Here is a 24,840-nt window from a genome sequence, read left to right as displayed (position 1 = left end):
GATCAGGCTGCCGTAGTCCCCTGATCGAGAGCTCATATCCATGCCTTGCCTTCGAACAGCGTCAACACCGGTCGCGCCGCTCTGCGGCATTTTCTTCTTCCTCCCTGGGACTCGCCGCGTACGCTCGCACCGTCTCGAAAAGGCGGTATTCTGGAGGACTGATCTGATGATTGACGATCAGGAAGGATTTGTTGGCGAGCGCTACAACCGCCTCACGAACGACAGATGCATCCGTAACGTCATCAGCGGCGACCGCAACTGCTGCATCGAGGGTGAAAGCACCAGTGAGGAGCGCCAAACGGCGCAGCACCGTTCGCTCGTTGAACGGAAGAAGATCGCAGCGCCAGTGAAGGGTCGATAGAAGAGAGTGGCGCAGAAGGTTCCCGACTGGGCGATCGGATTCCAATAAAGACAAGCGTTGATCCAGACTGCGGCGAATCTCGCCAATATCGAGGGTGCCGACCATGGAAGCCGTCATTTCTATGGCCCGCGGAATTCCGTCCAGGCGCCGGCAGACCTCGACGATGGCCGGCGCGATATCGTCGTCGAACGCAAAGTCGTCCGACACGTCGGCCGCAGTCCTCATGAAAAGCTGAACTGCAGGGTATCGTGCAGCACTCGCCGCGGGATCAACCAGACCGGGTGGCGGCACTTCGAGCGGCTCGAGATGCCAGACGAATTCAGCTCCAACCCTCAAAGACTCTCGGGACGTTACCAGTATCATGACCTCATTGGAGAAGGTCAGAACCTGCTCGACAAGCAGCGCCACCGCATCGATAACGTGTTCGCAGGAGTCAAGCACCAGTAGCAGGCGTCTTCCTTGCAGCGCGAACTGTATCTGCTCAAGGGCAGGCGCCTCCCCGACCGGCAAGTCGAGCGCGCACGCCAGTGCTTCACACACCTGATCGTCGCGCGCAATCCTGCCAAGATCGACGAAGCAGGTTTCATCCGCAAATGTATCGGCCAGTCGATGTACAATCGCGAGCGCGACCGTTGTCTTCCCGATACCGCCTGGACCGAGGACCGTCACCAGACGACTTTCTTTGAGAAGGCTGGCTATATCTGCAATCACATCGTCACGACCAATCGGCTCGGTGAGAAGCCGTGGCGCCAAGAAGCACCGTCGCTGGGTGTCGAGATACGGATCGCTCGACACCGTTTCTCCGAGAAAGCGATAGCCCAAGGAAGATTCGGACCTGATCAATCCCTCGCAGCCGCGCAGTGCTTTTCGCAAAGTGGAAATTTGTACTTTAAGATTTGCGTCGTCTACACGGCCATCAGGCCATACCCGCTCCAGTAGTTCGCGTTTCCCAACCAGACGCCCGGGGGTCTCGGTGAGCGCGCTCAGAATTGCCAGCGCCCGAGCCCCAACTTGCAGCAAGATCTCGCCCTTCCACAACATTCGCCGATCGCGATCGAACCGATATGGCCCGAAGAAAATCTCTGCGCCCGGCTTAGGCGCAGGAGGGCTACCGCTCCACCTCGTTGGAACGATTGATCGAGACGCCATCTTCACTGGGATAACCCGGTCCCCATCAGGGGCGAACCGCCAGGGAGTATGGTCAGTAAATTCGCTTTATCGGCCAAGGCCTCTGAATGATCAAATCCCATAGTTTGACCAATCCGGGGGCAAATTGGTTAGAGCTATTCGGACAAACTCTTGACCAGAAGCCTACACGCAGACGGGCTAAGGCGCATGGGAACCCGGCTGCAGCGGACATTTCGCCGCAGCACAGGACTCGGGCCGGTGAAATCTGTCAGAGCAGAACGGCGGTTGGTTATCTGCAAGCCGCGGATTGGTTCTCGGCCATTCTGGTTACTTTTTGGGCATACTGAGGATCGCCATGCGCATCACCTCGACGCCGCCCTCGGCAAGCTCGGGAAGCTTGGCAAACCATTCCTGCACATAGGGCATGGCGTTATGTGCGTCGAAGTCGGCTTGACTGGCAAAAATCTCGTAAAAGATGAAATGGCCGGGCTTGGCCCGGTCCTCCTGGAGAAAATAGGCGCCTTCTGGGATGTCCTGGTAGCGCACGTGTTGCGCTTCCTGAGCCAGCACCGCCGGCGCCGTCAGGAAGGGCGGCATGACGAACAGCATCGCGGCAAGCGAATAACGGCCAAGACTTTGCATGATAGGTGTCCCTCACATTTTTGTCGCCAACATCGGCGAGCAGGCGACTGGCAGAGCTCCGGCGGCCGGTCTGCCGCCGCCTGCTTTGCGGATCAGCGTACGATCGTCTGCTGCCGCTTCGCGAGCGCGTCGCTGAAGCGCTTCTTGACGGGGCCAAGCGCCTTGACGAATTCGAGCTGCTCGCCTTCGGGACCTTTGCAATAGATCAGCTCCCAGCCGTCCGAGGGGGCTTCGGTGACCCGGTTCGTGTTGGCGCTGCGGGGCGCGGCCTTGCGGTCCGCCTCGGTCATGACGCGGACGGTGCGGTTCGCCCTCACCTGCGTCATGCCGCGGCGCGCGGATTCGGCTTCGAGATCGGCAATGAACTTGTTGAAGTCGACGTCGTCGCGAACATAGAAGCAGATGTGCATCATGCGCGGAAAGGCGGGGCTCATGTGCTCCACCGGTTCAGCAAAGCTTTTCGCACTGCCCATGGGCTGGTCGGCCTCACGATATTGCAGCAGTTCGAGCACCATATTGTCGAACTGGATGAAGCGGACATCGAGCCTCTGCGCTCCGCTTCGCAGGTCGGGAACGCCGATCGTCCGTGGATTGACCCCGCGTGCGTTCGCCTCGATCTCCTGGTCTGCCAGCAACGTGTTCTGTACCCCGTCGCCCTGGAAGTCGCCATGACGGAAAACCTCGGTTCCGCCCAGCACCTCCGTATAGAACTGATAGGCTCGTTCCATGTTCTGGACCGTCAGCCCAAAGTGCTGGACTCCCTGGAGCCGCGCGCCAAGCGGCGCCTCGTTGCGCTCGGCTGACGACATTCCGTCGTTGCCCTGTGCAGCGGCCGATGCGGCCGACGATGTACCGCCAATCGCAAGACCGGCGACCATGGCTGCGCCGGCGGTCCGGAGCATGGCGCGGCGACCCATTTCGGTGGTGTTATGCGCTTCATCTGTCATTTCGCTCTCCTCGGTAATTTGACGTTGCGGACGCCATCCTGCCGGCCGGAGCGGCGCTCGGGATGAACCTGTTGCGTTCTCGGGCGGCCCTCAATCGGCGCCCGGAACGGGCGCTGCCGGGTTGACGAGACCCGCCGAACGGAGCTCGCGCCAGAAATCGACCGGTATCGATTGTTCGAGGGCGGCGCGGTCCTCTGCGATGCGGCTCGGGCGACTCGCACCGGGAATGACGGCGGCCACCACCGGATTGGCAAGCGCGAACTGCAAGCCTGCAGCCTTCATGCTGATGCCGTAGCGATCGGCGATCGCCTTGATCCGCGCCACTTTGTTGAGGATTTCCGGAGGTGCCGGCGCATACTCGAAGTTCGGACCGCCGACGAGCGCACCCGAACTGTAGGGGCCGCCGACGACGATGGCGAGCTCATGCTCCGCAACCATCGGCATCACCCGCTGGACCGCTCGGGCATGGTCGAGAAGCGTATAACGGCCTGCGAGCAGGAAGCCGTCGGGGCGCGGTCCCTCCAGCGCGAGCAGCAACTCGATCGGCTCGACCCGGTTGACGCCGAGCCCCCACGCCTTGACCACGCCCTCGTCGCGCAGCCGGTCGAGTGCCCTGAACGCGCCCTTGCGCGCGCTTTCGAAAACCGCCAGCCACTCATCGCCGTAGAAATCCTGCGCGACATCATGCACGAAAGCGATATCGACGCGGTCGGTGCCCAGCCGCTTCAGGCTTTCCTCGATCGATCGCAACGTCGCATCGCCGGAATAGTCGTTCACGATCTTGTTCGAGCGTCCATATCTGAAGACCCCGCCCTTCTCGCCGAGGTCGCGAGCACTGACATCCTCGGTGTCGTCCAGGATCAGGCGGCCGACCTTGGTGCTGATCACGTAGTCGTCACGTGGCCGACCGGCCAGCGCGGTGCCCATGCGGATCTCCGCGAGACCTGCGCCATAGAAGGGCGCAGTGTCGAAATAGCGGATGCCGTCGTCCCAGGCCGCATTCACTGTCGCGAGTGCTTCCTGCTCCGGGATGTCGCGAAACATGTTGCCAAGAGGCGCCGCACCGAAACCCAGTCTACCCGGCAGAATATCCTTGAGGGCCATACCGCGAGTCCTTTGTGTCTGACAGACGAGCCGTACGCGGCGCGATCGCCGCTCTGCCGCGATCAGACTTCAATCAGCAGAGACCTCTCGGCCGCGGCCGCAGTGCCGGCGTGGGCCGTTGCAATCGACATTGCGGCAAGCGCGGAGATAAGCGGCGTCATACCAGGCTCCGATCCTCGATACGGCGACATTGCCGCTCGATGAGCCATCATGAGGCCATGCGATCACGCGGTATTTCCGATTCCTGCGCCATGACGGACGCATCTTGCTTACATAGCACAGGGTCAGGTTGGCGCAGCCTCGTGGCGTGCACGACCAGGCCTTTGCCGTGCTTGTCTTTTACTTCTTTTAACGGCGCCGCCTCTGGACTCCCGTGCCGCGGCTTGTGAGAAATTCGCATCGGCGCGGCAGCGACCGGGCTGCGATTCTGTGCCGGATAGAATGATCGCTCGCTCACGATACGGGCCGGGATTCGCCGCAGCTCTAGCGGAGCTCATGATGGTGCTCGTTACGCATGGAGATCAGAAATATCGGAACAGCGAGAAGCTCGCGGAGGCCAGCGACTGGCCGGCATTGAGCATCGAACACCGGAAGTTCGACGCAGGCCGGCAGGAAACGCCCGTTCCTATCTGCACCGAGCTTGTGATGCTGCTGTCAGGCGGGGGGATGGTGTGCCGCGCCGGCAATGGCGAAGTTCAGAAGAGTCTTGCCCGGCCGGGCATGAGCTACCTCGTCCCCGTGGGAACGCAGGAGAGCCATCTCGAACTTTCGGACCGGATGGAATGTCTTCACCTCTATCTTCCTCCGGCGCTGCTGGACCAAAGCGCCCTCGCCGACTTTGATATCGATCCGGCAAGGATCGAGATTGCCTATGCCCATGGCCTCGCGGACCAGGTCCTTTTCCACCTCTGCTCGCCGCTTCGCGACCTGCTCCATCGTCCCCGCCAGCCGACCGATGCGCTGTTCGTGGAGGGAATCCAGGTCGCGCTCGCCGCGCATCTTCTGGGGCACTACACGATCGACCGCTGGCGCGCGCCTGAAAAGGCGCCATCGCTCGATCCGCGACGCCTTCAGCGCGTGCTCGACTATATCGAGGCCTCTCTCGGCGGCGATGTCAGGCTCGAGGATCTGGCGGCTCAGGCCTGCCTCAGCCCCTATCATTTTTCGCGGCTGTTTCGCGAGGCGACCGGACTGTCGCCGCACCGTTACGTGACCGATCGCCGCGTCCAGGCGGCGCGGCACGAACTTGCGCGCGATCGCTTGTCCCTGGTCGAAATTGCCCTGGAGTTCGGTTTCGGCTCGCAGGCCAATTTTACGCGCGTGTTCCGCAAGGCCGCCAGTCTCACGCCGGGGCAGTATCGCGAATTGTGCTGCGGCCAGGCCGACGTGAAGAGCGCTCGTTCCGATACGGCACTCCGCAGGGATTGCGCATGATTCCGCAGGAATCGGGAATACGGCTCGGCGTCCATCAGGCAGTGCTGTTGTGCCGACCAGATCCGTTAGGAGACATATCGACATGATCGAGCTCATGGTGAACGGGATCAAGCGTAGCGTCGACGTTGTTCCCGAGATGCCTCTGCTCTGGGTGCTGCGTGACGAGCTCGGCATCACCAGTCCCAAATACGGCTGCGGCGTTGCGCAATGTGGCGCTTGCACCGTTCACATCGATGGCAAGGCGGTGCGCTCCTGTCAGGCGCATATCGGCGAGGTCGCCGGCAAATCGGTCGTCACGCTCGAGGGGCTGGACAACAAGGAGCAGAATCCGGTCCTGCAGGCCTGGATCGAGCATCAGGTTCCGCAATGCGGCTACTGCCAGACCGGTCAGATCATGCAGACCATCTCGCTCCTTGCACGGATCTCCAAACCAACCGACGAGCAGATCAATCAGGTGATGTCGGGCAATCTCTGCCGCTGCGGGACCTATCCGCGCATTCGCGCGGCGATCCATGCGGCGGCGTCCAGGAAGATGGCGGAGAAGTGAGATGGGCCACATGCAGAGCCTTTCGCGTCGGGCCTTCGTCTTCGGCTCCGCCGCCGTCGCCGGCGGCATCGCCTTCGGCGCCTATGGCAATGCCGAAGCCGCGGCGCCGAGCGCGAGCGACAATCCGTTGGCTGCGGGCCTCGGGCCGGACTCCGTGACCTTCAATCCCTGGGTGGAGATCAGTCCGGACAAGATCACGCTCATCGCACAGCACGCCGACATCGGGCAGGGCGTCGGCTCGGTGCAGCCGATCATGATCGCCGAAGAGATGGACCTCGATCCCGGCCAGTTCGAAATCCGTTTCGCTAGTCCGAGCCCCGCCTACTTCAACACCGGTTTTGCCGACGAGTTCGCGCCCTTCGTGGCGGCGGACCAGAGTCCGGCGGCTGAGGAGGCGCGTGCCGCCACGCTCGAATGGTTGCGCAAGTCCGGGCTGCAGATGACCGGCGGATCAAGCTCGATGCCGGACACCTATGAAAAGCTGCGCGTTGCCGGCGCCGTGGCACGCGAGACGCTGAAGGCGGCTGCCGCCAGGCGTTCGGGTATCGCCGTGGCCGACCTGCGCACCGAGTCCGGTCACGTGATCCTGCCCAACGGCTCCAGGATTGCCTATGTCGCGCTGGCGGCCGAAGCCGCAAAAATTCCGCCGGTGCTCGATGCCAAGCCGCGCGACCCCTCGAAATGGCGCATGCTGGGCAAGCCGATGCAGCGCCTCGACATTCGTGCGAAGGTGATGGGCGAGCTGAAGTTCGGCATCGACATGAAGATGGACGGCATGCTCTACGCCTCCGTCAAGCTGAACCCCGGCAAGGGACAGCCGCTGAAATCCTACGACGCCAGCAAGGCGCGCGCGATGCCGGGAGTGAAGAAGATCCTCGAGATCAAGAACGGCGTTGCGGTGATCGCCACCAACAGCTGGTACGCGATGGAGGCGGTCGACGCGATCGCATGCGAATGGGCGCCGTCGGCGTATCCCGCCGAGCAGGCCGACCATTGGAAGGTTCTGGAATCCTCGTTCAAGCCGGAATTCCTGGGCAAGGAATGGCGCAAGATCGGCGATATCGAAACCGGCCTGAAGACCGGTACGCGCGTCGAGGCCGAATATCGCGCGCCCTATGTGGCACATCAGCCGCTGGAGCCGCTCAACGGGATCGGCCTCGTCACCGATACGGGGATGGAGATCTGGGTCGGCCATCAAAGCCCGCGCTTCGTGCAATGGGTCGCGGCGACCGCGATCGGCCTCAAGCCCGAACAGGTCACCTTTCACAATCAGTGGACTGGTGGAAGCTTTGGCCACCGTCTCGAATATGAGAACGTCCGCGTTCTCGCCGAGATCGCCAATCAGATGAAGGGTACGCCGATCAAGCTCGTGTTCTCGCGCGAGGAGGATTTTCTCCAGGACATCCCGCGGCAGATCGCGATCGCCCGGCACCGCGGCAGCATCGACAAGGGCAAGATCGTCGCGGCCGATCTGCAGCTGGCTTCGACGGCTCCGCTCAAGGGATTGCTCGAGCGTTCGGGCACACCCTCGAAGGATCCGGACGGGCAGTTGGCCGCCGGCTTGTGGAATGTGTACTACGACATTCCGAATTTCCGAGCCACCAGCTACGAAGCGCAGGGATTATCGCCCAGTACGACATGGCGTTCGGTCGGCGCATCGACATCAGGCTTCTTCACCGAAAGCTTCATCGATGAACTGATCCATGCCGCTGGCCTCGATCCCATGAAGGCGCGCATCGCGATGTGCACCGTGCCGCACTATCGCAAGGTGCTGGAGACGGTCGCGGAGATGTCGGACTGGAAGGGGCCGCTCGGCAACGGCAGGGGCCGGGGGGTCGCGTTCGTGGAGTCGTTCGGGACGCCGACCGCGGAGGTCGTCGAGGTGACGGCGACGGACCGCGGCATCAGGATCGACAAGGTCTGGGTCGCGGCCGACGTCGGCAAGGTGATCGATCCCGTCAACTTCGAGAGCCAGGTGCAGGGCGGCGTCGTCTGGGGACTCGGCCACGCCATCAACTGCGAGCTCACTTATTCAAAAGGCGCAGCGCAGCAGACCAACTACAATCATCACGAAGCCATGCGGATCTATCAATGTCCGGTCATCGAAGTACGCGGGCTCGAGAACGATCCAAAAGTGAGAGGTGTCGGGGAGCCGCCCGTTCCTCCTGCCGCACCGGCGCTCGCCAACGCGATATTCGCGGCGACCGGAAAGCGTATCCGCGAAATGCCCTTCAACAAGTTCATTGATTTCGTGTGAGGGCGAGCCATGAAGAAATCTCTGATTGCGGCCGCCTTTGCGGCTTCGGCAGTCGCGGCCCTCACCGGAATTGTCGCGGCCAAGGACGAGGCCGCCAAGGATGCGCCGCCGGGCAGCGTCAGCCGCGCCGAGGGGCTGGAGGCCTGGAAGCGGATTGAAGCGGTGGTGACGCATCCGCGTTGTGCCAACTGCCACGTCGACGCCAAGGCGATTCCGATATGGACGCCGGCAGGCGAAACCAGGCCGCGCGTGCACGGCATGAACATCCATGGCGGAGAGAGCCGCACCGGCGCGGAGGCGATCCCCTGCTCGACCTGTCACATGACATCCACCCAGGCCAACGAGCCGGCGCCGGCGCCGCCCCGCGCCGGCATCGACTGGCAGCTTGCTCCAGTGGCTTTCATCTGGTTCGGCAAGACCGGCGCCGAGATTTGTGCGCAACTGAAGGATCCCAGGCGCAATGGCGGCCGCGACGCCGCTGGTCTCGTCGAGCACTTGCGGCACGATGCATCGCTGAACGGCTTCATTCCACGCGGATGGGCGCCTGGGGCAGGCCGCTCGACCCCGCCGGGGACGTTCGAGGATCACGTCAAAGACATGGCCCTGTGGGGAGCTGCCGGACAGCCGTGTCCGAACTGATCAATTGGCAGTCCTCGTCGGCAAAGTTCAGAGGCTGCCGTCTAAAGCGAGGGCGGGGAGCGCTACCGCCTTTCCCGACACTCGAGAGACGAAGAAAGCTCCGGGCCGGCGAGCGGGTTAAGAGGGCGGCAGAGCGTTGCCGCTTTTGTCGCTTCCTTATTGCTTCGCCTTAATAACCTGTTCCTAAGCGACGACAATCCATCAAGATGCCAAGCGAACGCTTAGCGGCTGCCTATCTCGCAGCGCTGGCTGTTGGCGTCCCCCTAGCGGGCAACAAGAATATACTGCTATCGGTTCGCCAAATGGTCTGCCGTTAACGATCTTTCCGCCGATCATCCGGCAAGATGAATCAATTGAGTAGTCTAATGACTTTGCTGTTACGTGATGACCGCCGACGCCTGCGACTATTCCGATTACGAAACACGAAAGCGCTAATGACTCCGGCGAACGCGACCGGCTGCTCGACATGGATCATATGGCCTGAAAGCTGGAAAACGACTAATTGCGATCCTTGAAGAGCCGCATGCAAGATCTCGGCCCATTTTGGACCACATATGAAGTCATGCGCGCCGGCGAGGACAAGAGCTGGGATGGACAGGTTTTGCAGCGTTTTCCGGACATCGAACGGCTTGTCGTCGCCCACCACAAACGTCGCGCGCAAACTGGAGCGTAACTGCCGGTAAGCGACGTCGGCTCGCCGGTAATCGGCGAAACATGCAGGCAGCAGCCGTCGAAGCGTTTGCGTATAGACCTCGTCGCTAACAGCGGAGGGGATCGATCTCCAGGCCTGCACAACCTCGTCGGCTTCGGGCAAGCCGGCCTCGCGCTGCGCAAATGCTAGTATGTTCTGGCCAGCCGCCTTTAGCAACTCGGCCCCCACCACTGCAGAGCTGCCATAGACTATGACTCCCGCGACCCTATCGGGATGCGTGAGGGCATATTGCTGGATGACAAGCCCGCCGTGCGAATGGCCCAGCAGGAAAAAGTCGGTGAGATCAAGCGCATCGACGAGACCTTCAAGCTGATGGCTGTAGCGTTCGACATTATATCCCTCAGGATGTTCGGGGAGCCGTCCCGAGCCACCCGTTCCAATGGGCTCAATGTAGAGTATTGTCAGGTGCAGCTCGACCTCAGGCATTTTGAGGTAGGCCCAATCGACGCCAGGGCCGCCTGGATGCACGATACAAAGCGGGCCCTGTCCAGCGACATGATAGCACTGTTCGACCCCGTCAATGCAGATGTTGTGACTACCGGGCGCAAGTGCGTCGATGACGGACATGATTCCATCCTTCTTGATTGCTCACGTAGTGTTTTTCATTTGTCGACGGCGGGACTTCCGTCACTGCTCAAGACCGTTCTCGGCCTTGCTAAAATCGCTCCCGTTGTGCAGCGGAGTTCGGTATCTGACACGCCATGACGTCCACAATCATGCGAGCGTGGATTTCGACCGTTCAGGGCTGATACAATGTCGCCGCAGCCGGAGCGAACTTCTCGAAATAGATGTTTGCAGGCGGTGAGCCACACTTCGCTGCGTGCTGTCGAGCGCTCTCGACCATTTCGGGTGGTCCACACAAGTAAACGTCCGCGTCGCCATGATTCAGCGCTTCGGCGCTCATATGGTCTGTAACGCGCCCGGATAGCTGATGCTGGCTTGCAGGATTCGAGCAGGTCGTGACATAGCTGAGGTTTGGAAGGAGCGCTCGAAGCCCCTCGACCCGCTCGAGCTCGACGAGATCAGCGGGGTCGCGCGTGCCGTAAAGAAGCCGCACAGGCTGGTCGCGGTTTCCCGTCATGGCAAGGTATTCAAGCATTGACAAGAATGGTCCGACGCCGGTCCCAGCAGCGATGAACAACACTGGCCGTGTGGATACGCGAAGATAAAAATTGCCAAACGGGCCGTCGAGAACGAGCCGTTCTCCTCGTTTGGCCCTTGCTTTAAGATACACGCTCATCCTGCCGTTGGGCAGATTCCGGATCAGAAAGGTTGCCACGTCGCTACCCGGCGCCGAGGTGAATGAATACGGCCGACTTATCCCTTCATCCGGAACGGTAATGTTGACGTACTGTCCCGGCAAGAACATCGGGAGCTCGCCCTCGAGCGATTTGACCGAAAGCCTAAGACGATGGTCCGATAAAGGCTCGAGATTGACGACTTCGCAAATGGTCCTCTTGGGCTTCACTTTGCAGGCGTCGGACGATGCCAAGATGTCGATCACCATGTCGCTCCTGGCCTTTGTTTGGCAACAGAGGATATAGCCCTCGCTTGCCTCTGCGTCGCTCAACACATCCTTGGACGGCGATCCCGGATCGAACTGTCCGGATTGCCGGAAGGCCTTGCATGTGCCGCAAACGCCGTTGGTACAGTCGAGCGGCACATTGACGCTCTGCCGATAAGCCGCGTCGGCGATGCTCTCATTTTCACCTGCATCGATGAACCTGGTGATTCCATTTTCGAAGTTAAGAGCTATCCTGGGCATGCATCCGCTCTAATGCCTGTCATCGTTACACGTGATAGACGTCGATCACATGGTGGATGTAGTCGTTCTTCAGAATCACCTTCTTCGCTTTGATCATTGGACGTTCACCGGCAATCTCGAGCGTGTAGAAGGAAACTCCAAAATATGTGTCGACGATCTTGTACCGATAGCTGAGCGTCAACCAGTTGAACCTAAGGTCAACCTTTCCATCGCCGTGAGAAAGGATCTCGACATTCGAGATGTTGTGCGATGTCCGCGGCTCGGGGGTGCTTGCGCTCGACCGTTCGGTCTTGATGCGAAACACTCGGTCTTCCAAGCCGCTGCGGCGCGCATAGTAGACCAACGAGATCTCGCTTTGAGGATCCTCAACAAGCCTGTCGTTGTCGTCCCAAGCCGGCATCCAAAAGCTCGCATCGGGAGCGTAGAAGGCGAGCCACGCGTCCCAATTCCGATCATCAAGAGCGCGGGCTTCCGCATAAAGGAACGCCTCGACAGCGGACAGGGAAATAGTGCTCATGCTTGCTCTCCTTGATGACAGCCGCGCGAAGCGCCGAAGACCAATGCCTGTGCTGAACGAGAAAAAGACCTTCGTCTTCGATCTTCACGCCGCTTCTCACCGGATGAAGATCGATGGCCCGCGCTGCCTCGTCGGCACCTTCAATCCAGTGCGTTGCGCCGCGCGATAAGTCATTCCACCGCATGGAAGAGGCCATGTAAGCCTGTTGACAGGCGCGGAATTCTTCAAGGTCGTCGGGCGTCGCCATTCCGCTGGCATTGAAGAAGTCTTCGTACTGGCGAATGCGGCGAGCGCGCTGCTCCGCCGGTTCATTCTTCGGCGCGATGCAGTAGATGCTCACCTCGGTCTTATCCACGGACAGGGGGCGGCTCACGCGCAGTTGGGAGCTCATCTGATCCATCAGATAGAGGTTCGGATAGATGCAAAGATTGCGGAGGGTCTCGACCATCCATTCGGCTTTGGCTCTGCCGTGCTTCGCGGTAAGTGTCTCCCGCTGAGCATAGGCTGGCCTGCTGGTCGGATCGGCCCACCGGGACCAGAGGACCAGGTGGCCGTTGTTGAACGAATAGTACCCTCCCCGCTGCTTGGCCAATTTGCCCACATCGGCTGCCTTGACGTCATCCGTTTCCGCACTGCGACGGCCCGTCGTCGCAACGTAATTCCAGTGCACTGAGGACACATGATAGCCGTCGGCACCATTCTCAGTCTGCAACTTCCAATTGCCGTCATAGATGTAGCTGGAAGAGCCGCGTAGCACCTCCAGTCCGTCAGGCGCCTGGTCGATCATCATGTCGATGATCTTTGTTGCCTCACCGAGAAATTCGGGCAACGGCTGCACATCCGGATTGAGACTCCCAAACAGAAAGCCCCGATAGGATTCGAACCTCGCAACTGTCTTCAAATCGTGTGAGCCGTTGCTGCCGAATTGGCTCGGATAGCCGGCGCCGTCTGGATCCTTCACTCTCAGCAATTTACCGGCATTACTGAACGTCCAGCCGTGAAATGGGCAGGTAAATGTCGGCTTGTTGCCGCGCTTGTAGCGGCAAAGCATCGCGCCACGATGACTGCAAGCATTGATGAAAGCGCCAAGTTCGTTGTCTTTGTTGCGTGTTACAAAGACGGGCTGCCGCCCCATCCAGGTCGTGAAATAGTCGTTCCGGTCTGGAATCTGGCTCTCATGCGCGAGATAGACCCAGTTACCCTCAAACAAATGCTCCATTTCCAATTCGAAGAGTTCTTTGTCGGTAAAGATCGTGCGGTCACAACGAAACAACCCGTTCGTGGAATCCTCAATCAATGCCGCGTCAAGACGCTCAATGATGCTCGCTGCCATGGGCCTGACCTCGTCAATTGCCTGCGTCGGTTGATGATCGACGATGTATTGGAACTATCGACGACACGGCCCCGACTCTACGGCCGGATTCCTCATCCGTCGTGAGACTCTCGCGCCCGTTCCAGATGGACACACGCGCACAATGCTGATCAGCGGTCGTGAGACGGCAAGGGACTTCCATACAAATCGATTGGCCTCACACCCATTTCTCGGGGAGGTGATCATCTGTGATCCAAGAAATGGTTTGGTCTTGTTATCCTCAATATGCGGCTTGAAATATTTCCCGTTTGAGGACGCTCTTGTTGACCTATGTTTAAGAGCGCTTTTCTAGCCATCGAGAACGCTTGATAGAGGCGGCGGCGATGCACTCAAGCAGCGAATTTCTCGCAAGTTCAAGTATGGATTACGAGGAGTGGCAATGTGCTGTGCAATCGATATGCGGGCGGTACACGCCGAGCATGGTCGAACCCAGCGCGTTTTCGGGTCGAGTGCAGGCCCGAAGTATCTACGGCTTGAGGGCCGTCGACCTCAGTTGCAGCGCCCATCGGTTCGAGCGAACGAACCGGGACGTCCGTACCGACGCGAAGGATCACTACTACGCGGTGTTTCAGATGAGCGGTCACTCTGGAATAGTTCAGAACGATCAAACCATAGAACTAAGCGTCGGTGATGTCGCACTCGTGGATGCGGCCCGGCCCATCGCGTATCTGTCTGAGGAAGAAAGTAACCACTGGGCCTCCGTGCAACTACCGCGTGGTACCCTCTTGTCTTACCTTGGTTTGGAGCCGCGGTGCCCGCTTCGATCCAGCGAAATCGCTGTCGCACGACAGCTCCGTCGACTGCTGCAGGATAGCGTTGACGACGAGCAATCAATGTCAGATTCAACCAAGGATTACATGCGTCTAGCGCTCTTGGACTTGTTGGGCGCGCTATTCGCCCCCTCCGAGCCAGGACATAGTTCAGTTCACACGGATAAGCTGTTCGGACGTATCTGCGACATCATCAGGGAACGTTTTGCCGATCCTGATTTTGGCCCCGGCGATGTGGCCCGCGAGGCCGGTATCTCCCTACGCTATGTTCAGAAGCTCTTTACAACGAGAAATTCGACCTGCAGCCGATACATAAACTCAGTCCGCCTTGAACGTGCGGCATTTCTGTTGAAACGACGATCGTTTCTGAAAACCGGCCAGCCTATTCGCGAGATCGCGTACGCGAGCGGATTCGGCGACTATGCCTATTTCAATCGATCGTTTCGCAGACAGTTCGGACAACATCCGAGTTTTCTCTTGCGAGATCCTGGCTAGCTCAATCCATACGGCACAGTCTGACAAGCGTCTTCAACGCGACATGTTGGAGGCTAGGCGATTGGCTCGATGGTGTCCAACAAGCGACGTGCGGAAATAGAGTCATTGCCTACCTGTCGCCTGATCGGCCCGGGCTAACCGTCCGAGCGGTAGCTGCCTCGCGCTCAGGTCGCTGTTTTGTGTCCAGTAATCTGGCTACCGATGCTGCGAGGTTTCAAGCCACTATCAAACGTCATCAGCGATGAAAGCAAATACCTGCCGAAATGGCGATTTAGGCGACCGGCAATGTCGCGGCCGTTAAGTTTATAGTCGTTTGATCTTTCGCCGGATATGCCCGGTCTTGAACCCGGAAACGACTTGATCGCCTTACAGTCGTAACCACACTAGGCGCGTTTGCAATCATCCACTAACCGCCGCGTCATAGAGTTGCGCACCCTTCAGTCGAACATCGCATAGGATCACGGTCTTGAACCGCCGCAATCATCCTTTCCCCATCGGGCTCGCGCTGGGCGGACCAGCGAGCCTCATCAGGGTCAGTGCCGAAGGCGCAAGACAGCCGGCTCGCACACGACTGTCGCTCAATGAAAACCCGTTCGGCCCCTCGCCGCTGGCTCTTGCGGTGGTTCGCGACGAGCTTAGCGAACTCTGTCGCTACGGTCGGGAACTCGGTGACATCCTTACGCAAAGGATCGCCGCGCGCGAAGGTTTATCAATGGACGAGGTTATGATCGGGGATATCCTTGAGCCACTCGGATTTCGTCTCGCTCAGGACGGCCCAAGCGGAGGAGAGTTCGTCTACTCTGAGCCGGGTTATACCGCGCTGGTGGATGCCGTACTCCCCAGCGGCGGCGTCGTGATCGGTGTGCCGCTCAATTATGAACTCGAGAATGATCTTCCAGTCATCGCCTCCAAGGTGAACGAGCGGACTCGGGCAGTCTATCTGGTTAACCCTCATAACCCGTCCGGCACAGTCAGTGATACTGTGAGCTTTATCGATTTTGTTCGCGAGATGTCGAAACGAACGCTTGTCATTGTCGACGAAGCCTACCTGGAATTCGATTCCGATTTCGAACAGCGAACGGCTATCGGCCTCGTCCGAGAGGGCGAGAACGTGGTCGTGTTCCGAACCTTCGACAAGATCTTCGGATTGGCCGGTCTTGGGGTCGGTTATGGCATCGCGCCCAAAGCGCTTGCCACTTCGCTCAAGAACGCCGGGGTGGGATCCGCCGACGCAGTAGATCGCCTTTCGCTTGCGGCGGCATTAGCGAGCCTTCAGGATGCCAACTATGTGACCACGACGCGCGCAAAGGTTGCGGCGGAGCGGGCCAAATGGCATGAGCTGCTGGGCAGCATGACGCTCCGGCATTCAGATTCCCGCGGGAACTTCGTCTTCTTTGAGACGGGACGTCCGCACCACGAAATCGCTGCCGCAATGCGCGCTAAGGGCATCGAGGTCGGCCGCGCTTTCCCGCCACTTGACGATTGGGTCCGAATTTCGATCGGCCTGCCGCACGAGAATGCAATGGCACGGGCCGTCATCGCCGAGCTGTTGGGGTAAGGATCCTCGGGCCTTTCCGATACGGGCGGTCCAGTTCGCCGCCTGCCTTGAACCGGCCAAGAGGGACGGGGCCCAGGTCACCACGCCCAATCGAGGATGCGTAGAGCGCCTGCTTTCCGCCATTGAGCACGATACAAGGGTGCGTCCACCACACGCGTCCAGATGCCGGCCTTCCACCGAAAGGCGGGGCACGCTTCAAACGTCGCCGGACGAGGCTCCGGATGGTTTCATGGCCGTCATGGTCATTAAGAACCGAAAGACCGCCAACGCCTGCGCTATTCAATTTCCGATGAATGGTTGCCGAAGATCCTGGCCTTGTCTGAAATCCGACGCCGCCGCACGATAGATTATTCTTTAGAATCAATACGTATGGCGGAGAGAGTGGGATTCGAACCCACGGTACGGTTTCCCGCACACACGCTTTCCAAGCGTGCGCCTTAAGCCACTCGGCCATCTCTCCGGGAGCGCCCTCTCTTGAAGGGATGGGGCGGATTTTGCAAGGGAGAGAGGGGCTGGAAGCTGAAATTTCCTTAAACTTTTGGAATAGCTTGGCTTTTTTTGGGGGATCTCCGGCCGGGATCGGGGCCCAGGGGTCGGCCAGTTGAACCGGAATCCCGCGGGCGGGGACGACCGCAAGGCAAATCAGTGGTGGAGGGCGGCGTGAAGCGGACAATTGCGATTCTCGGCCTGGTCGTGGCGGCGGCTATGGGCGCCGATCCGGCGCTGGCGCAGAGTTGCACCAAGGCGGGGACGGACGTGAGCTGCGACGACGGGCGGCGCGGGGTGCTTTCCGGCGATACCATCATCTGGAGCGACGGCACGCGCTCGAGCCTGACCTCGCCGCATCCGAGCGTGATCGTCGGCGATCGATCCTCAGTCAAGGTCGGGCAAGGCGTGTTCGTCGGCAAGGGCAAGGGCGTGGTGCCGATGGAAAATCCAAGCGACCCGCGGCGGGCGCGCTGCCCGGTGCTCGATGGTGTTCCCTATTGCTATTGATCCGCTCCTCATCCCGAGGAGCCGCGCTAGAGCGTTTTCGAGCGAAGTGGACACCGGTTCGCGTGAAGAAAACGCGTCAAAACAAGAATCTAGAGCTTCGGTTCTGATTCAATCAGAACCGAAAATGCTCTAGCGGCGTCTCGAGGGATGGCCGCGGGTGAGACTGGGGCCTCGTGGTTCGAGACGCGCGAAGACGCGCTCCTCACCATGAGGGGTTACTAGCGCGTGTGCGGTGAGAGAAATTATCCAAGCAATTCCAACGTGATTTGCCCCGTCCAGCCTCGCAGTAAAAAATATTCCGCTTCCGTCGTCGGGCAAATCAGTGATTTAACTCCGCGCGTCTCACCTAAATGAGGGGCGGGTCGCGATCGTCACGAACGTTGCGGTGAGATGCGGTGGACGTTGGCGTTGCGACAGACGAACGCAACGTCAGCGGACGGCGAAGTCGTGTGGTTCTGGCGCCCCGACGCTGGCGCTAAGTTTTTTGCGCGAAGAAGTTCGCGCGAGAGATGACGGTGGCAAGAAAGCCCGGTCACCGGGAAGAGCGCGAAGTAAGCCGTAAACCATCGCGCAGGGAAAGCCGGTGTTGCTCCGGTTGACCTGTGGTCCTACCCCCGTGCTTTCTGTTGCACGGGGCCCACGGTGCAACCGGCACCCGGCTTTCCCTGCGCCCTCTATCCGATGAGAGGGTGAAGCGAGACGCAAACCTCGGGCACCATGCGCCGCGAGAACGCGAACTCACATCCACTCCACCGTCATGCCCCGCGCAGGCCAGGCATCCAGTAACCACCGGCCTCTCGGCATAAGCACCACCGTCTCTGGAATACTGGATCGCCCCGTCAAGCCGGACGATGACGGCGGAGAGCTGTTTGACATTCAAATCAGAACGCCTCCCGTCATTGCGACCCCGCTTTCGCCGGGACGACATCGATGGCGCACAATCGCGATGATGCAGCTAGTGAATGCGCGCGCTGCGGAAGGGCAAGTGCGTGGGTTCGGCCAGCGGCGGCGAGCGCTCGGGCTTTTCGTCGCCGGTGTCCTGCAGCGCCTCGACGAAATCGGCGAACCACTGCTGGATGGTATGCGTGCAGATCTTGTCCATCATCGCTTCCCAGCGCAGCCGCCGTTCGGCGAGCGGCATCGAAAGCGCGGTGGCAATCGTGCGTGCCATGCCATCGACGTCATGCGGGTTGACGATGAGCGCGGCGTCGAGCTCATTGGCGGCGCCGGCGAATTTCGACAGCACCAGCACGCCGGGATCGGCCGGATTCTGGGCCGCGACGTATTCCTTCGCGACCAGGTTCATACCGTCCTGCAACGGCGTCACCACGCCGACCTGCGCCGTGCGGTAAAGGCCGGCCAGCACCGCCTGGCTGAAACCCTTGTTGAGATAGCGGATCGGCGTCCAGTCGACCTCGCCATGGATGCCGTTGACGTCGGTGACGAGTTTTGCGACTTCGCTCTGCAGATTGCCGTAAGCCTCGATGCCACCGCGCGACGGCGTCGCGATCTGCAATAGCGAGATCGTGCGCTTCAGCGAGGGATGCATCGTCCACATCCGGTCAAAGGCCTTGATGCGATTGATCAGGCCCTTCGAATAATCGAGCCGGTCGACGCCGATCGCAAGCCGCTCGCCGTTGAGGCTGCGGCGCAATCGTGAGACGTCGGGATGCGTCATCGCCTTGGTCGCCTGCTGCGCGAATTTCCCGGGATCGATGCCGATCGGGAAGACCGCCGCGCGGCTGCGCCCATAGCGCGAAATCACGCTGCCATTGCGCACAGCGAGCCCGAGATCGGCTTCGACATAGCGAAGGAAGTTCTCGCAATCCTCCTCGGTCTGGAAGCCGATGAGGTCATAGGCGAGCATCGCCTCGATCAGTTCGCGATGATGCGGTACGCCTTCGATCACCGCGCGTGCCGGCCATGGCGTGTGCAGGAAGAAGCCGATCGGCTTGTCGATGCCGAGATCGCGCAGCTCCGCGCCCAGCGCGAGGAAATGGTAGTCCTGGATCCAGAACACCGAGTCCTCTTTGCGGAAGCGCAGCAGCGCGCGCGCCATGAACGCGTTAACCTCGCGGTAGCTGGCATAGTCCTCTTCCGAGGCGCGGATCAGATCGGCGCGCGAATGCAGCGCCGGCCACAGCGCGGAGTTAGCAAAGCCTTCGTAGTAGCCGCCGTAATGTGCGGCCGGCAGATCGAGCATCGCCAGCGCACCGGCACCCAGCGCTTCCACCTCCGCGAAGGGCTCCTTCTGGTTCCCGTCGCGGACCCGGCCACTGGAGCCTACCCAGATCGCGCCGGACTTCTCGACGACAGGCAAAAGAGCGGCGGCAAGGCCGCCCGTCATGGGTTCGTTCGGTTTTCCACGCGCGACGCGGTTTGAAACGACGACGAGGTTCAATAGGTCCCCTCCCGTTGGCACTCGCGTATTAACAACCATTCATCAATATGGTTCCTGGCCACGCTTTCTCCGAATTGAAACCAAATTCAGGCATGATCGCATGGAACCGGCTGTCAACTCACAAAAAGAAAAATTTTTGCGAGCGAGCTGCCCCTACCAGCAGGAACTGCGGTGATTCCGCGCCAATTTGCGGTTGAGGTTTCGGCTAAGGCGCGGCGATTTCGCGCTCATCATCGAGCAGATGCGCAAGAAATTCGCGCACATCGCTCGGCGCATCGAAATGTCCGGCCACGCCCTTGGCCCGGCGGCCGACCGAGAAGGCGAGCCCGTCGAGCTCGGGCATGATCGCGAACACCGTCTCGTCGGTGACGTCATCGCCGATGAAGAACGGCTTGCGGCCCTTGAACGGCGGATGCTTCATCAATTCGCGCACGCCGGTCGCCTTGGTGAAGCCGGCGAGCTTGATCTCGCAGACCTGCTTGCCCGGCAGCACCTCGATCGGCGCGTCCGGCAGATCGGCGCGGATCAGCGACACCGCCTCGTAGATCGCCCGCTCCGCATGCGGCGCGAGGCGATAGTGCAGCGCCAGCGAATAGCCCTTGTCCTCGAGCAGAATGCCCGGGCTCAATTTGGCGATGGCGGCAAGCCGGCGCTTCAGCTCCTTGTCCAGCGTCAGCGCGTGGCCGCCAGCGCCATCGCTCTGCAGATCGAGCCGCATCTCCGCGCCGTGGCCGCCGATCGCGGGAAAGACGTCGGGCGCGAAAATCAGGTCAAGGTCATTCACCGAACGGCCGCTGACCAGCGCCAGCGCGCCGTTGGTGCGCTCGAGCAGGCGCTTGAGCGTCTTCGCAAGCCCCGGCGGCACCCAGACTTCGCGCGGCGTCGGCGCGAAATCGAGCAAGGTGCCGTCGACGTCGAGCAAGACAGCGGTTTCGCTCAAATGCCCGACCAAAGCGCTCGGCACCGGCACGGTTTCCGGCGAGGCGTCGTCCTCGGGGAGGAATTCTTCGTCCAGTGGCATGTCAACCAGTTCCTCAGTCATCTCATACTACTCCACAACAGCTAGCGGCCGTGCGACAGTTTCAAGCGATTTTCGCTCGGCGGCGATGGCGTAGCGCCACGCGACAAAGGCCGCGACGACCATGAGCGCCGACCCCAGGAGGTAGCCGGCAAAGACGGAATTGCGCGATCCGGTATCGATCAGCGCGCCGAACAAGGCAGGTCCGATCACGCCGCCGATGCCTGTGCCGATCGCGTAGAACAGCGCAATCGCGAGCGCCCGCACCTCAAGCGGAAACGTCTCGCTGACGGTGAGATAGGCGGCGCTTGCGGCGGGCGAGGCAAAGAAGAAGATCACCATCCAGGCGATCGTCTGTCCCTGCGCACTGAGCGCGCCGATCGAGAACAGATAGCCCGAGATCGCGAGCAGCAGGCCCGACACACCATAGGTCAACGTGATCATGGTGCGGCGTCCGAGCGTATCGAACAGGCGGCCGAGCAACAGGGGACCTAAGAAGTTGCCGGCGGCAAAGGGCAGGATGTACCAGCCGACATGGCTTGCCGGGATGCCGAAAAAGTCGGTCAGCACCAGCGCGAAGGTGAAGAAGATCGCGTTGTAGAAGAACGCCTGCGCGCTCATCAGCACGAGCCCGACCAGCGCGCGCTGGCGGTAGGTGACAAGCAGCGTGTGCGCCACTTCGCGGAGCGGCGTGTGGTCGCGCATCCTGAGCTTGATCTTCGGCAAGGCCTGCGATTTCGCCTCGACCTGGCCGTTCACCGAGCGCTCGATGTCGTCGACGATGCGATGGGCTTCATCGGGGCGGCCGTGGATCATCAGCCAGCGCGGGCTTTCCGGAATCCACATCCGCATCACGAACACGACGAGACCGAGACAGGCGCCGGTGAGATAGGCGAGCCGCCAGCCAAGATCGGGATTGATCACGGCGGGATCGAGCAGGACGATGGCGCTGACAGCGCCGATCGCAGCGCCGATCCAGAAACTGCCGTTGATGACGAGATCGGTCCAGCCGCGATAGCGCGCCGGCACCAGTTCCTGAATGGTCGAGTTGATCGCGGTATATTCGCCGCCGATGCCGGCGCCGGTCAAAAAGCGAAACAGCGCGTAGCTTGCGACATTCCACGATAGCGCGGTCGCGGCGGTGGCGCTGAGATAAACCGCGAGCGTGATGAAGAACAGCTTCTTGCGGCCGATGCGGTCGGTGAGCCAGCCAAACCCGATCGCGCCAAGCACGGCGCCGGCGAGATAGGCGCTGTTGGCGAAGCCGACATCGAAGTTGGAGAATTGCAGCGTCGGACTCTCCTTCAGCGCTCCCGACAGCGCGCCGGCGAGCGTGACCTCGAGCCCGTCGAGGATCCAGGTGATCCCGAGCGCCGTCACCACGCGGGTGTGAAAGCCGCTCCAATAGAGATTGTCGAGACGCACGGGAATCGAGGTCTCGATGATGCGATCATGATCCTGCAATGGCGGCGCGTCAGCGCCAACATTTGCAGAAACAGGCGGAGGACTGGGCTGGATCGGCTGCAAATCCATCACGGAACCAACAAGGAATCACCTCGGAACGCAGCTTGCCCCAAGGTGGTCATCCCCAACATTTGCGGCAAACAGATGCCCGCCACGCACGACAACGTCTGCAAAGCACCATGGTTCCGGCGTCGGTTCCGGCGTCACGGCATAGGAACCCGGAGGGATTTGCCGATGTTTCCACCTGAAAACAGGAGCTTGCAATGGCACCAAGTCGCAAGACCAGCGCACGAAAAACCACCGCGCGAAAGCGCACGATCAGAAAAACCACCACCGCCCGGCGAAAGTCGGGCACACGCAAGTCATCGCGGCGCTGGTCGCAGCGGGTGACGGAGCGGAGCGACGCGCTCGATCTCGATCGTGGCGTGTTTAAGCAGACCAGCGCGAAGAAGATCGCGGCATCGCTGAAGCGCTCTGCCGAACGAAGCTCGCGCCGCAAGTCCGGCGCCTACCGCTCGGCGCTGTCGATGCTGACCTTCTACATCAATCGCGCCGGCAAGACGCTGCCGCAGGCGCAGCGCGCCCGGCTCGAGCGCGCGAAGACGGAGCTGAAGCACCAGTTCGGGCGGGAGTGAGCGCGTAGCCCACTCTCCACCGTCGTCCCGAGCTTGACCCGGGACGACGGAGGTTACGCGGCTCGGATGTTCGCCATGAAGCGGTCGAGCTCGTCGCGCAGGCGCGTGCTCTCGGTTGACAGCGAGCGCGCCGAGTTCAGCACCTCCTCTGACGCCGAGCCGGTCTCGGTGGCGCCGCGGTTGACGAGCGTGACACTGGTGGCGGCCTCCTGTGTGCCCTGCGCGACATTCTGCACGCTGCGCGCGATCTCCTGCGTCGCCGTGCTCTGCTGCTCGACCGCGCCGGCGATGTTGGCGGCGATCTCCGAGATCTGGCCGATGGTGTCGCCGATCTCCTTGATGGCGGCCACGGATTCCTGCGTCGCCGACTGCATGCCCGAGATGTGGCTGGAAATCTCCTCGGTCGCCCGCGCGGTTTGGCTGGCGAGCGATTTCACCTCGGAGGCGACCACTGCGAAGCCGCGCCCGGCATCGCCGGCGCGTGCGGCTTCGATCGTCGCATTCAGCGCCAGCAGGTTGGTCTGCTCGGCGATCGCGGTGATCAGCTTGACCACGTCACCGATCTGTTGCGCGGCGAGCGAGAGCTTGCCGATGCGGGCGTCGGTCTGTTCGGCCCGCCGCACCGCAGCATCGGCGATCCGGCTGGATTCCTTCACGCGGCGTCCGATCTCGTCGACGGAAGCCGACAATTCCTCGGTGGCGGAGGCCACCGACTGCATGTTGCTGGAGGCCTCCTCGGAGGCGCCCGCTACCTGGCTTGAAAGGTTCTGCGTGGTCTCGGCGGTCCGCGTCAGCGTGCCCGCCGCAGTCTCGAGCTGCACCGCCGAGGCCGAGACATTGCCGACGATCGAGCCGACCGCCGCCTCGAACTCATCGGCGAAGCGGATCAGTTCGGCACGGCGCGCCGCGGCGCTCGCCTTGTTCTGCGCTTCATGGCTTGCGGCGTCGCGCTCGGCCTTGGCAATCGCCTGCAGCTTGAATTCCTCCACCGCGCCGGCCATCTCGCCGAGCTCGTCCTTGCGGCCAAGCCCCGGCAGCACGACGTCGAAATTGCCGGCGGCGAGCTCGCGCATCGCGGCGCACATCGCGCGGATCGGGCGGGAGATGCCGGTGCCCAACAGGAAAGCGAGAACGGCGCCGAGCGCGAAGCCACCAGCGGCGAGCATCAGAATGAACCGCTCGGTCGCGCCGATCGCGGCATCCGACTCGGATTCCATGCGCTTCTGGTCGGCGAGCAGGTCCGACTTCATCACGCCGGAGCCCCGGTTGATGGCGGATGCCGACTCCGTCATCTCGATCGTCAATTCGTCGATCGACTTGGCGTTCTCGATCAGTTTGGTCAGCGCCTCCCGATACTCTTCGAGCATCTTCGTCAGCTCTTTGAGCGCGAGAACGATCTTCTCGTCGGTCGAAGAGATCGCCTTCAGCGAGTTCTCGACGAATTTCAGCCGCGCCACCCCGCTCGTCCCGGTGATCTTGTCGGAATTGGCCACGAAGGTATTGGCGAGTGCGGTCGCCGCCTGGAACTGCGAGGCGACCTGCTTGGCGCCCATCTCGACTGCCGCCAGGCCCGCCTCGGTCGCGGTGGAAGCGAGATCGTCGAGCTTGTAGCGCAGCGAGTTGCCGCCGCGGGCGAGCTGGTTCTGCGCGATCAGTGAGCTCTCCTCCTTGACCTTGAGGATCTCGGCAAAAATCTTGGTGAAGGCGCGGAACTCGCGCTCGAGCTTTGTCACCTGCTCCAGCCGCGCGGGGTCGGTGGTGCCCTTCATCGCCTGGATGATGGCCTCTTTGAGGTTGGCCTCGGCCGCGAGCGCCGCCTTGCCGTCATCCTCCTTGCCGGTCACCACATAATAGCGTGCCAGCGAGCGGTAGGAGATCAGCTCGCGGTCGATATTGCGCGCCAGGTCGGCCTCCCGCACGCTCGCCCGGTAGGCGGCGACGCCGGCGGAGACACGCTCAAAGCCGAGATAGGCAAAACCCATGCTGACTGCGGTAATCGCCAGCACCGCGGCAAAGCCCAGGATAATTTTTGCACGAAATCGAAGGGGCGGCATTCGCGACCCCATACGCCCCAGCAG

20 protein-coding genes and 1 tRNA gene are annotated in these 24,840 nt (G+C 61.2%); 8 read left to right on the top strand and 13 right to left on the bottom strand.

The features are described from left to right. Positions 1–61 precede the first annotated feature (61 nt). From I6F35_RS00105 to I6F35_RS00090, 4 genes are all read right to left on the bottom strand, one after another. Positions 62–1,402 (bottom strand): winged helix-turn-helix domain-containing protein, encoded by a 1,341-nt coding sequence (locus tag I6F35_RS00105; RefSeq protein ID WP_225115609.1) that lies wholly within the window; start codon positions 1,400–1,402, stop codon positions 62–64. A gap of 414 nt (positions 1,403–1,816) precedes the next feature. After that, positions 1,817–2,131, bottom strand: a complete 315-nt coding sequence (locus I6F35_RS00100; protein ID WP_225115608.1) for an antibiotic biosynthesis monooxygenase — start codon at positions 2,129–2,131, stop codon at positions 1,817–1,819. Positions 2,132–2,223: 92 nt separating this feature from the next. After that, entirely contained in the window at positions 2,224–3,078 is an 855-nt protein-coding gene (locus I6F35_RS00095) for a VOC family protein (protein WP_225115607.1), read from the bottom strand. Between the two features lie 90 nt (positions 3,079–3,168). Next, positions 3,169–4,182, bottom strand: coding sequence for an aldo/keto reductase (locus I6F35_RS00090; RefSeq protein ID WP_225115606.1), 1,014 nt, complete (start codon positions 4,180–4,182; stop codon positions 3,169–3,171). 498 nt (positions 4,183–4,680) lie between these two features. Here I6F35_RS00090 and I6F35_RS00085 point away from each other — a divergent pair, with 498 nt between their 5' ends. From I6F35_RS00085 to I6F35_RS00070, 4 genes are all read left to right on the top strand, one after another. After that, a complete protein-coding gene (locus I6F35_RS00085; protein WP_225115605.1) occupies positions 4,681–5,616 on the top strand; it encodes an AraC family transcriptional regulator in 936 nt (311 codons plus the stop codon). Between the two features lie 82 nt (positions 5,617–5,698). Then, on the top strand, positions 5,699–6,163 hold the full coding sequence (locus I6F35_RS00080) for a (2Fe-2S)-binding protein (RefSeq protein WP_225115604.1): 465 nt from the start codon (positions 5,699–5,701) through the stop codon (positions 6,161–6,163). Position 6,164: 1 nt separating this feature from the next. Continuing rightward, positions 6,165–8,420 carry a molybdopterin cofactor-binding domain-containing protein gene (locus I6F35_RS00075; RefSeq protein WP_225115603.1) on the top strand — a complete coding sequence of 752 codons (2,256 nt, stop codon included), beginning with the start codon at positions 6,165–6,167 and terminating at the stop codon, positions 8,418–8,420. Positions 8,421–8,429: 9 nt separating this feature from the next. After that, complete coding sequence (locus tag I6F35_RS00070) at positions 8,430–9,059, top strand: hypothetical protein (RefSeq protein ID WP_225115602.1); 630 nt, start codon at positions 8,430–8,432, stop codon at positions 9,057–9,059. 349 nt (positions 9,060–9,408) lie between these two features. Here I6F35_RS00070 and I6F35_RS00065 read toward each other — a convergent pair whose 3' ends face one another. The 4 genes from I6F35_RS00065 to I6F35_RS00050 all read right to left on the bottom strand — a co-directional run bounded on the left by I6F35_RS00065 (position 9,409) and on the right by I6F35_RS00050 (position 13,386). Continuing rightward, positions 9,409–10,338: an alpha/beta hydrolase gene (locus tag I6F35_RS00065; RefSeq protein WP_225115601.1), complete on the bottom strand. Its 930-nt coding sequence runs from the start codon at positions 10,336–10,338 to the stop codon at positions 9,409–9,411. Positions 10,339–10,510: 172 nt separating this feature from the next. Next, the gene (locus tag I6F35_RS00060) at positions 10,511–11,536 is read right to left on the bottom strand and encodes a 2Fe-2S iron-sulfur cluster binding domain-containing protein (protein ID WP_225115600.1); all 1,026 of its coding nucleotides are present in this window, start codon (positions 11,534–11,536) and stop codon (positions 10,511–10,513) included. A gap of 25 nt (positions 11,537–11,561) precedes the next feature. Next, positions 11,562–12,053, bottom strand: a complete 492-nt coding sequence (gene benB / locus I6F35_RS00055) for a benzoate 1,2-dioxygenase small subunit (protein ID WP_225115599.1) — start codon at positions 12,051–12,053, stop codon at positions 11,562–11,564. After that, complete coding sequence (locus I6F35_RS00050) at positions 11,992–13,386, bottom strand: Rieske 2Fe-2S domain-containing protein (protein WP_225115598.1); 1,395 nt, start codon at positions 13,384–13,386, stop codon at positions 11,992–11,994. Before I6F35_RS00050 ends, benB begins: the two co-directional genes overlap by 62 nt. Before the next feature lie 872 nt (positions 13,387–14,258). On the opposite strand from I6F35_RS00050, the gene I6F35_RS39880 reads away from it, so the two are divergent. After that, positions 14,259–14,690 (top strand): AraC family transcriptional regulator, encoded by a 432-nt coding sequence (locus I6F35_RS39880; RefSeq protein ID WP_249792319.1) that lies wholly within the window; start codon positions 14,259–14,261, stop codon positions 14,688–14,690. A 466-nt stretch (positions 14,691–15,156) separates the two neighbouring features. Then, a complete protein-coding gene (locus I6F35_RS00040) occupies positions 15,157–16,248 on the top strand; it encodes a histidinol-phosphate transaminase (protein WP_225115597.1) in 1,092 nt (363 codons plus the stop codon). Positions 16,249–16,618: 370 nt separating this feature from the next. Here the strand turns inward: I6F35_RS00040 and I6F35_RS00035 are convergent. Continuing rightward, positions 16,619–16,708 (bottom strand) — tRNA-Ser (locus I6F35_RS00035). A gap of 245 nt (positions 16,709–16,953) precedes the next feature. Here I6F35_RS00035 and I6F35_RS00030 point away from each other — a divergent pair. Next, entirely contained in the window at positions 16,954–17,244 is a 291-nt protein-coding gene (locus I6F35_RS00030; protein WP_225116010.1) for a hypothetical protein, read from the top strand. A gap of 955 nt (positions 17,245–18,199) precedes the next feature. Here the strand turns inward: I6F35_RS00030 and otsA are convergent. The 3 genes from otsA to I6F35_RS00015 form a co-directional block, all read right to left on the bottom strand. Beyond that, positions 18,200–19,645, bottom strand: coding sequence for an alpha,alpha-trehalose-phosphate synthase (UDP-forming) (gene otsA / locus I6F35_RS00025; protein WP_225115596.1), 1,446 nt, complete (start codon positions 19,643–19,645; stop codon positions 18,200–18,202). Positions 19,646–19,850: 205 nt separating this feature from the next. Next, on the bottom strand, positions 19,851–20,687 hold the full coding sequence (gene otsB, locus I6F35_RS00020; protein WP_225115595.1) for a trehalose-phosphatase: 837 nt from the start codon (positions 20,685–20,687) through the stop codon (positions 19,851–19,853). A 6-nt stretch (positions 20,688–20,693) separates the two neighbouring features. Beyond that, positions 20,694–22,196, bottom strand: a complete 1,503-nt coding sequence (locus tag I6F35_RS00015) for an MFS transporter (protein ID WP_225115594.1) — start codon at positions 22,194–22,196, stop codon at positions 20,694–20,696. Between the two features lie 194 nt (positions 22,197–22,390). On the opposite strand from I6F35_RS00015, the gene I6F35_RS00010 reads away from it, so the two are divergent. Further along, positions 22,391–22,762 carry a DUF3175 domain-containing protein gene (locus I6F35_RS00010; RefSeq protein WP_225115593.1) on the top strand — a complete coding sequence of 124 codons (372 nt, stop codon included), beginning with the start codon at positions 22,391–22,393 and terminating at the stop codon, positions 22,760–22,762. 53 nt (positions 22,763–22,815) lie between these two features. Here I6F35_RS00010 and I6F35_RS00005 read toward each other — a convergent pair whose 3' ends face one another. After that, positions 22,816–24,828, bottom strand: coding sequence for a HAMP domain-containing methyl-accepting chemotaxis protein (locus I6F35_RS00005; RefSeq protein ID WP_225116009.1), 2,013 nt, complete (start codon positions 24,826–24,828; stop codon positions 22,816–22,818). Positions 24,829–24,840: the final 12 nt, after the last annotated feature.

This window comes from Bradyrhizobium sp. BRP22, from assembly GCF_020194175.1.
GTDB lineage: Bacteria > Pseudomonadota > Alphaproteobacteria > Rhizobiales > Xanthobacteraceae > Bradyrhizobium.
The sequence above is the reverse complement of the archived record's forward strand: the minus strand, read 5'-3'. Positions and strand labels throughout refer to the sequence as shown.

Excerpts from the sequence above, each read along its gene's own strand:
- benB (WP_225115599.1), bottom strand. The coding sequence starts at position 12,053 with ATGAGCACTATTTCCCTGTCCGCTGTCGAGGCGTTCCTTTATGCGGAA.
- I6F35_RS00050 (WP_225115598.1), bottom strand. The coding sequence starts at position 13,386 with ATGGCAGCGAGCATCATTGAGCGTCTTGACGCGGCATTGATTGAGGAT.
- I6F35_RS00075 (WP_225115603.1), top strand. The coding sequence starts at position 6,165 with ATGGGCCACATGCAGAGCCTTTCGCGTCGGGCCTTCGTCTTCGGCTCC.
- I6F35_RS00085 (WP_225115605.1), top strand. The coding sequence starts at position 4,681 with ATGGTGCTCGTTACGCATGGAGATCAGAAATATCGGAACAGCGAGAAG.
- I6F35_RS00080 (WP_225115604.1), top strand. The coding sequence starts at position 5,699 with ATGATCGAGCTCATGGTGAACGGGATCAAGCGTAGCGTCGACGTTGTT.
- I6F35_RS00005 (WP_225116009.1), bottom strand. The coding sequence starts at position 24,828 with ATGGGGTCGCGAATGCCGCCCCTTCGATTTCGTGCAAAAATTATCCTG.
- I6F35_RS00090 (WP_225115606.1), bottom strand. The coding sequence starts at position 4,182 with ATGGCCCTCAAGGATATTCTGCCGGGTAGACTGGGTTTCGGTGCGGCG.
- I6F35_RS00095 (WP_225115607.1), bottom strand. The coding sequence starts at position 3,078 with ATGACAGATGAAGCGCATAACACCACCGAAATGGGTCGCCGCGCCATG.
- I6F35_RS00030 (WP_225116010.1), top strand. The coding sequence starts at position 16,954 with ATGGGCGCCGATCCGGCGCTGGCGCAGAGTTGCACCAAGGCGGGGACG.
- I6F35_RS00105 (WP_225115609.1), bottom strand. The coding sequence starts at position 1,402 with ATGTTGTGGAAGGGCGAGATCTTGCTGCAAGTTGGGGCTCGGGCGCTG.
- I6F35_RS00060 (WP_225115600.1), bottom strand. The coding sequence starts at position 11,536 with ATGCCCAGGATAGCTCTTAACTTCGAAAATGGAATCACCAGGTTCATC.
- I6F35_RS00070 (WP_225115602.1), top strand. The coding sequence starts at position 8,430 with ATGAAGAAATCTCTGATTGCGGCCGCCTTTGCGGCTTCGGCAGTCGCG.
- I6F35_RS00015 (WP_225115594.1), bottom strand. The coding sequence starts at position 22,196 with ATGGATTTGCAGCCGATCCAGCCCAGTCCTCCGCCTGTTTCTGCAAAT.
- I6F35_RS00065 (WP_225115601.1), bottom strand. The coding sequence starts at position 10,338 with ATGTCCGTCATCGACGCACTTGCGCCCGGTAGTCACAACATCTGCATT.
- I6F35_RS00010 (WP_225115593.1), top strand. The coding sequence starts at position 22,391 with ATGGCACCAAGTCGCAAGACCAGCGCACGAAAAACCACCGCGCGAAAG.
- I6F35_RS00100 (WP_225115608.1), bottom strand. The coding sequence starts at position 2,131 with ATGCAAAGTCTTGGCCGTTATTCGCTTGCCGCGATGCTGTTCGTCATG.
- I6F35_RS39880 (WP_249792319.1), top strand. The coding sequence starts at position 14,259 with ATGTCAGATTCAACCAAGGATTACATGCGTCTAGCGCTCTTGGACTTG.
- otsB (WP_225115595.1), bottom strand. The coding sequence starts at position 20,687 with ATGACTGAGGAACTGGTTGACATGCCACTGGACGAAGAATTCCTCCCC.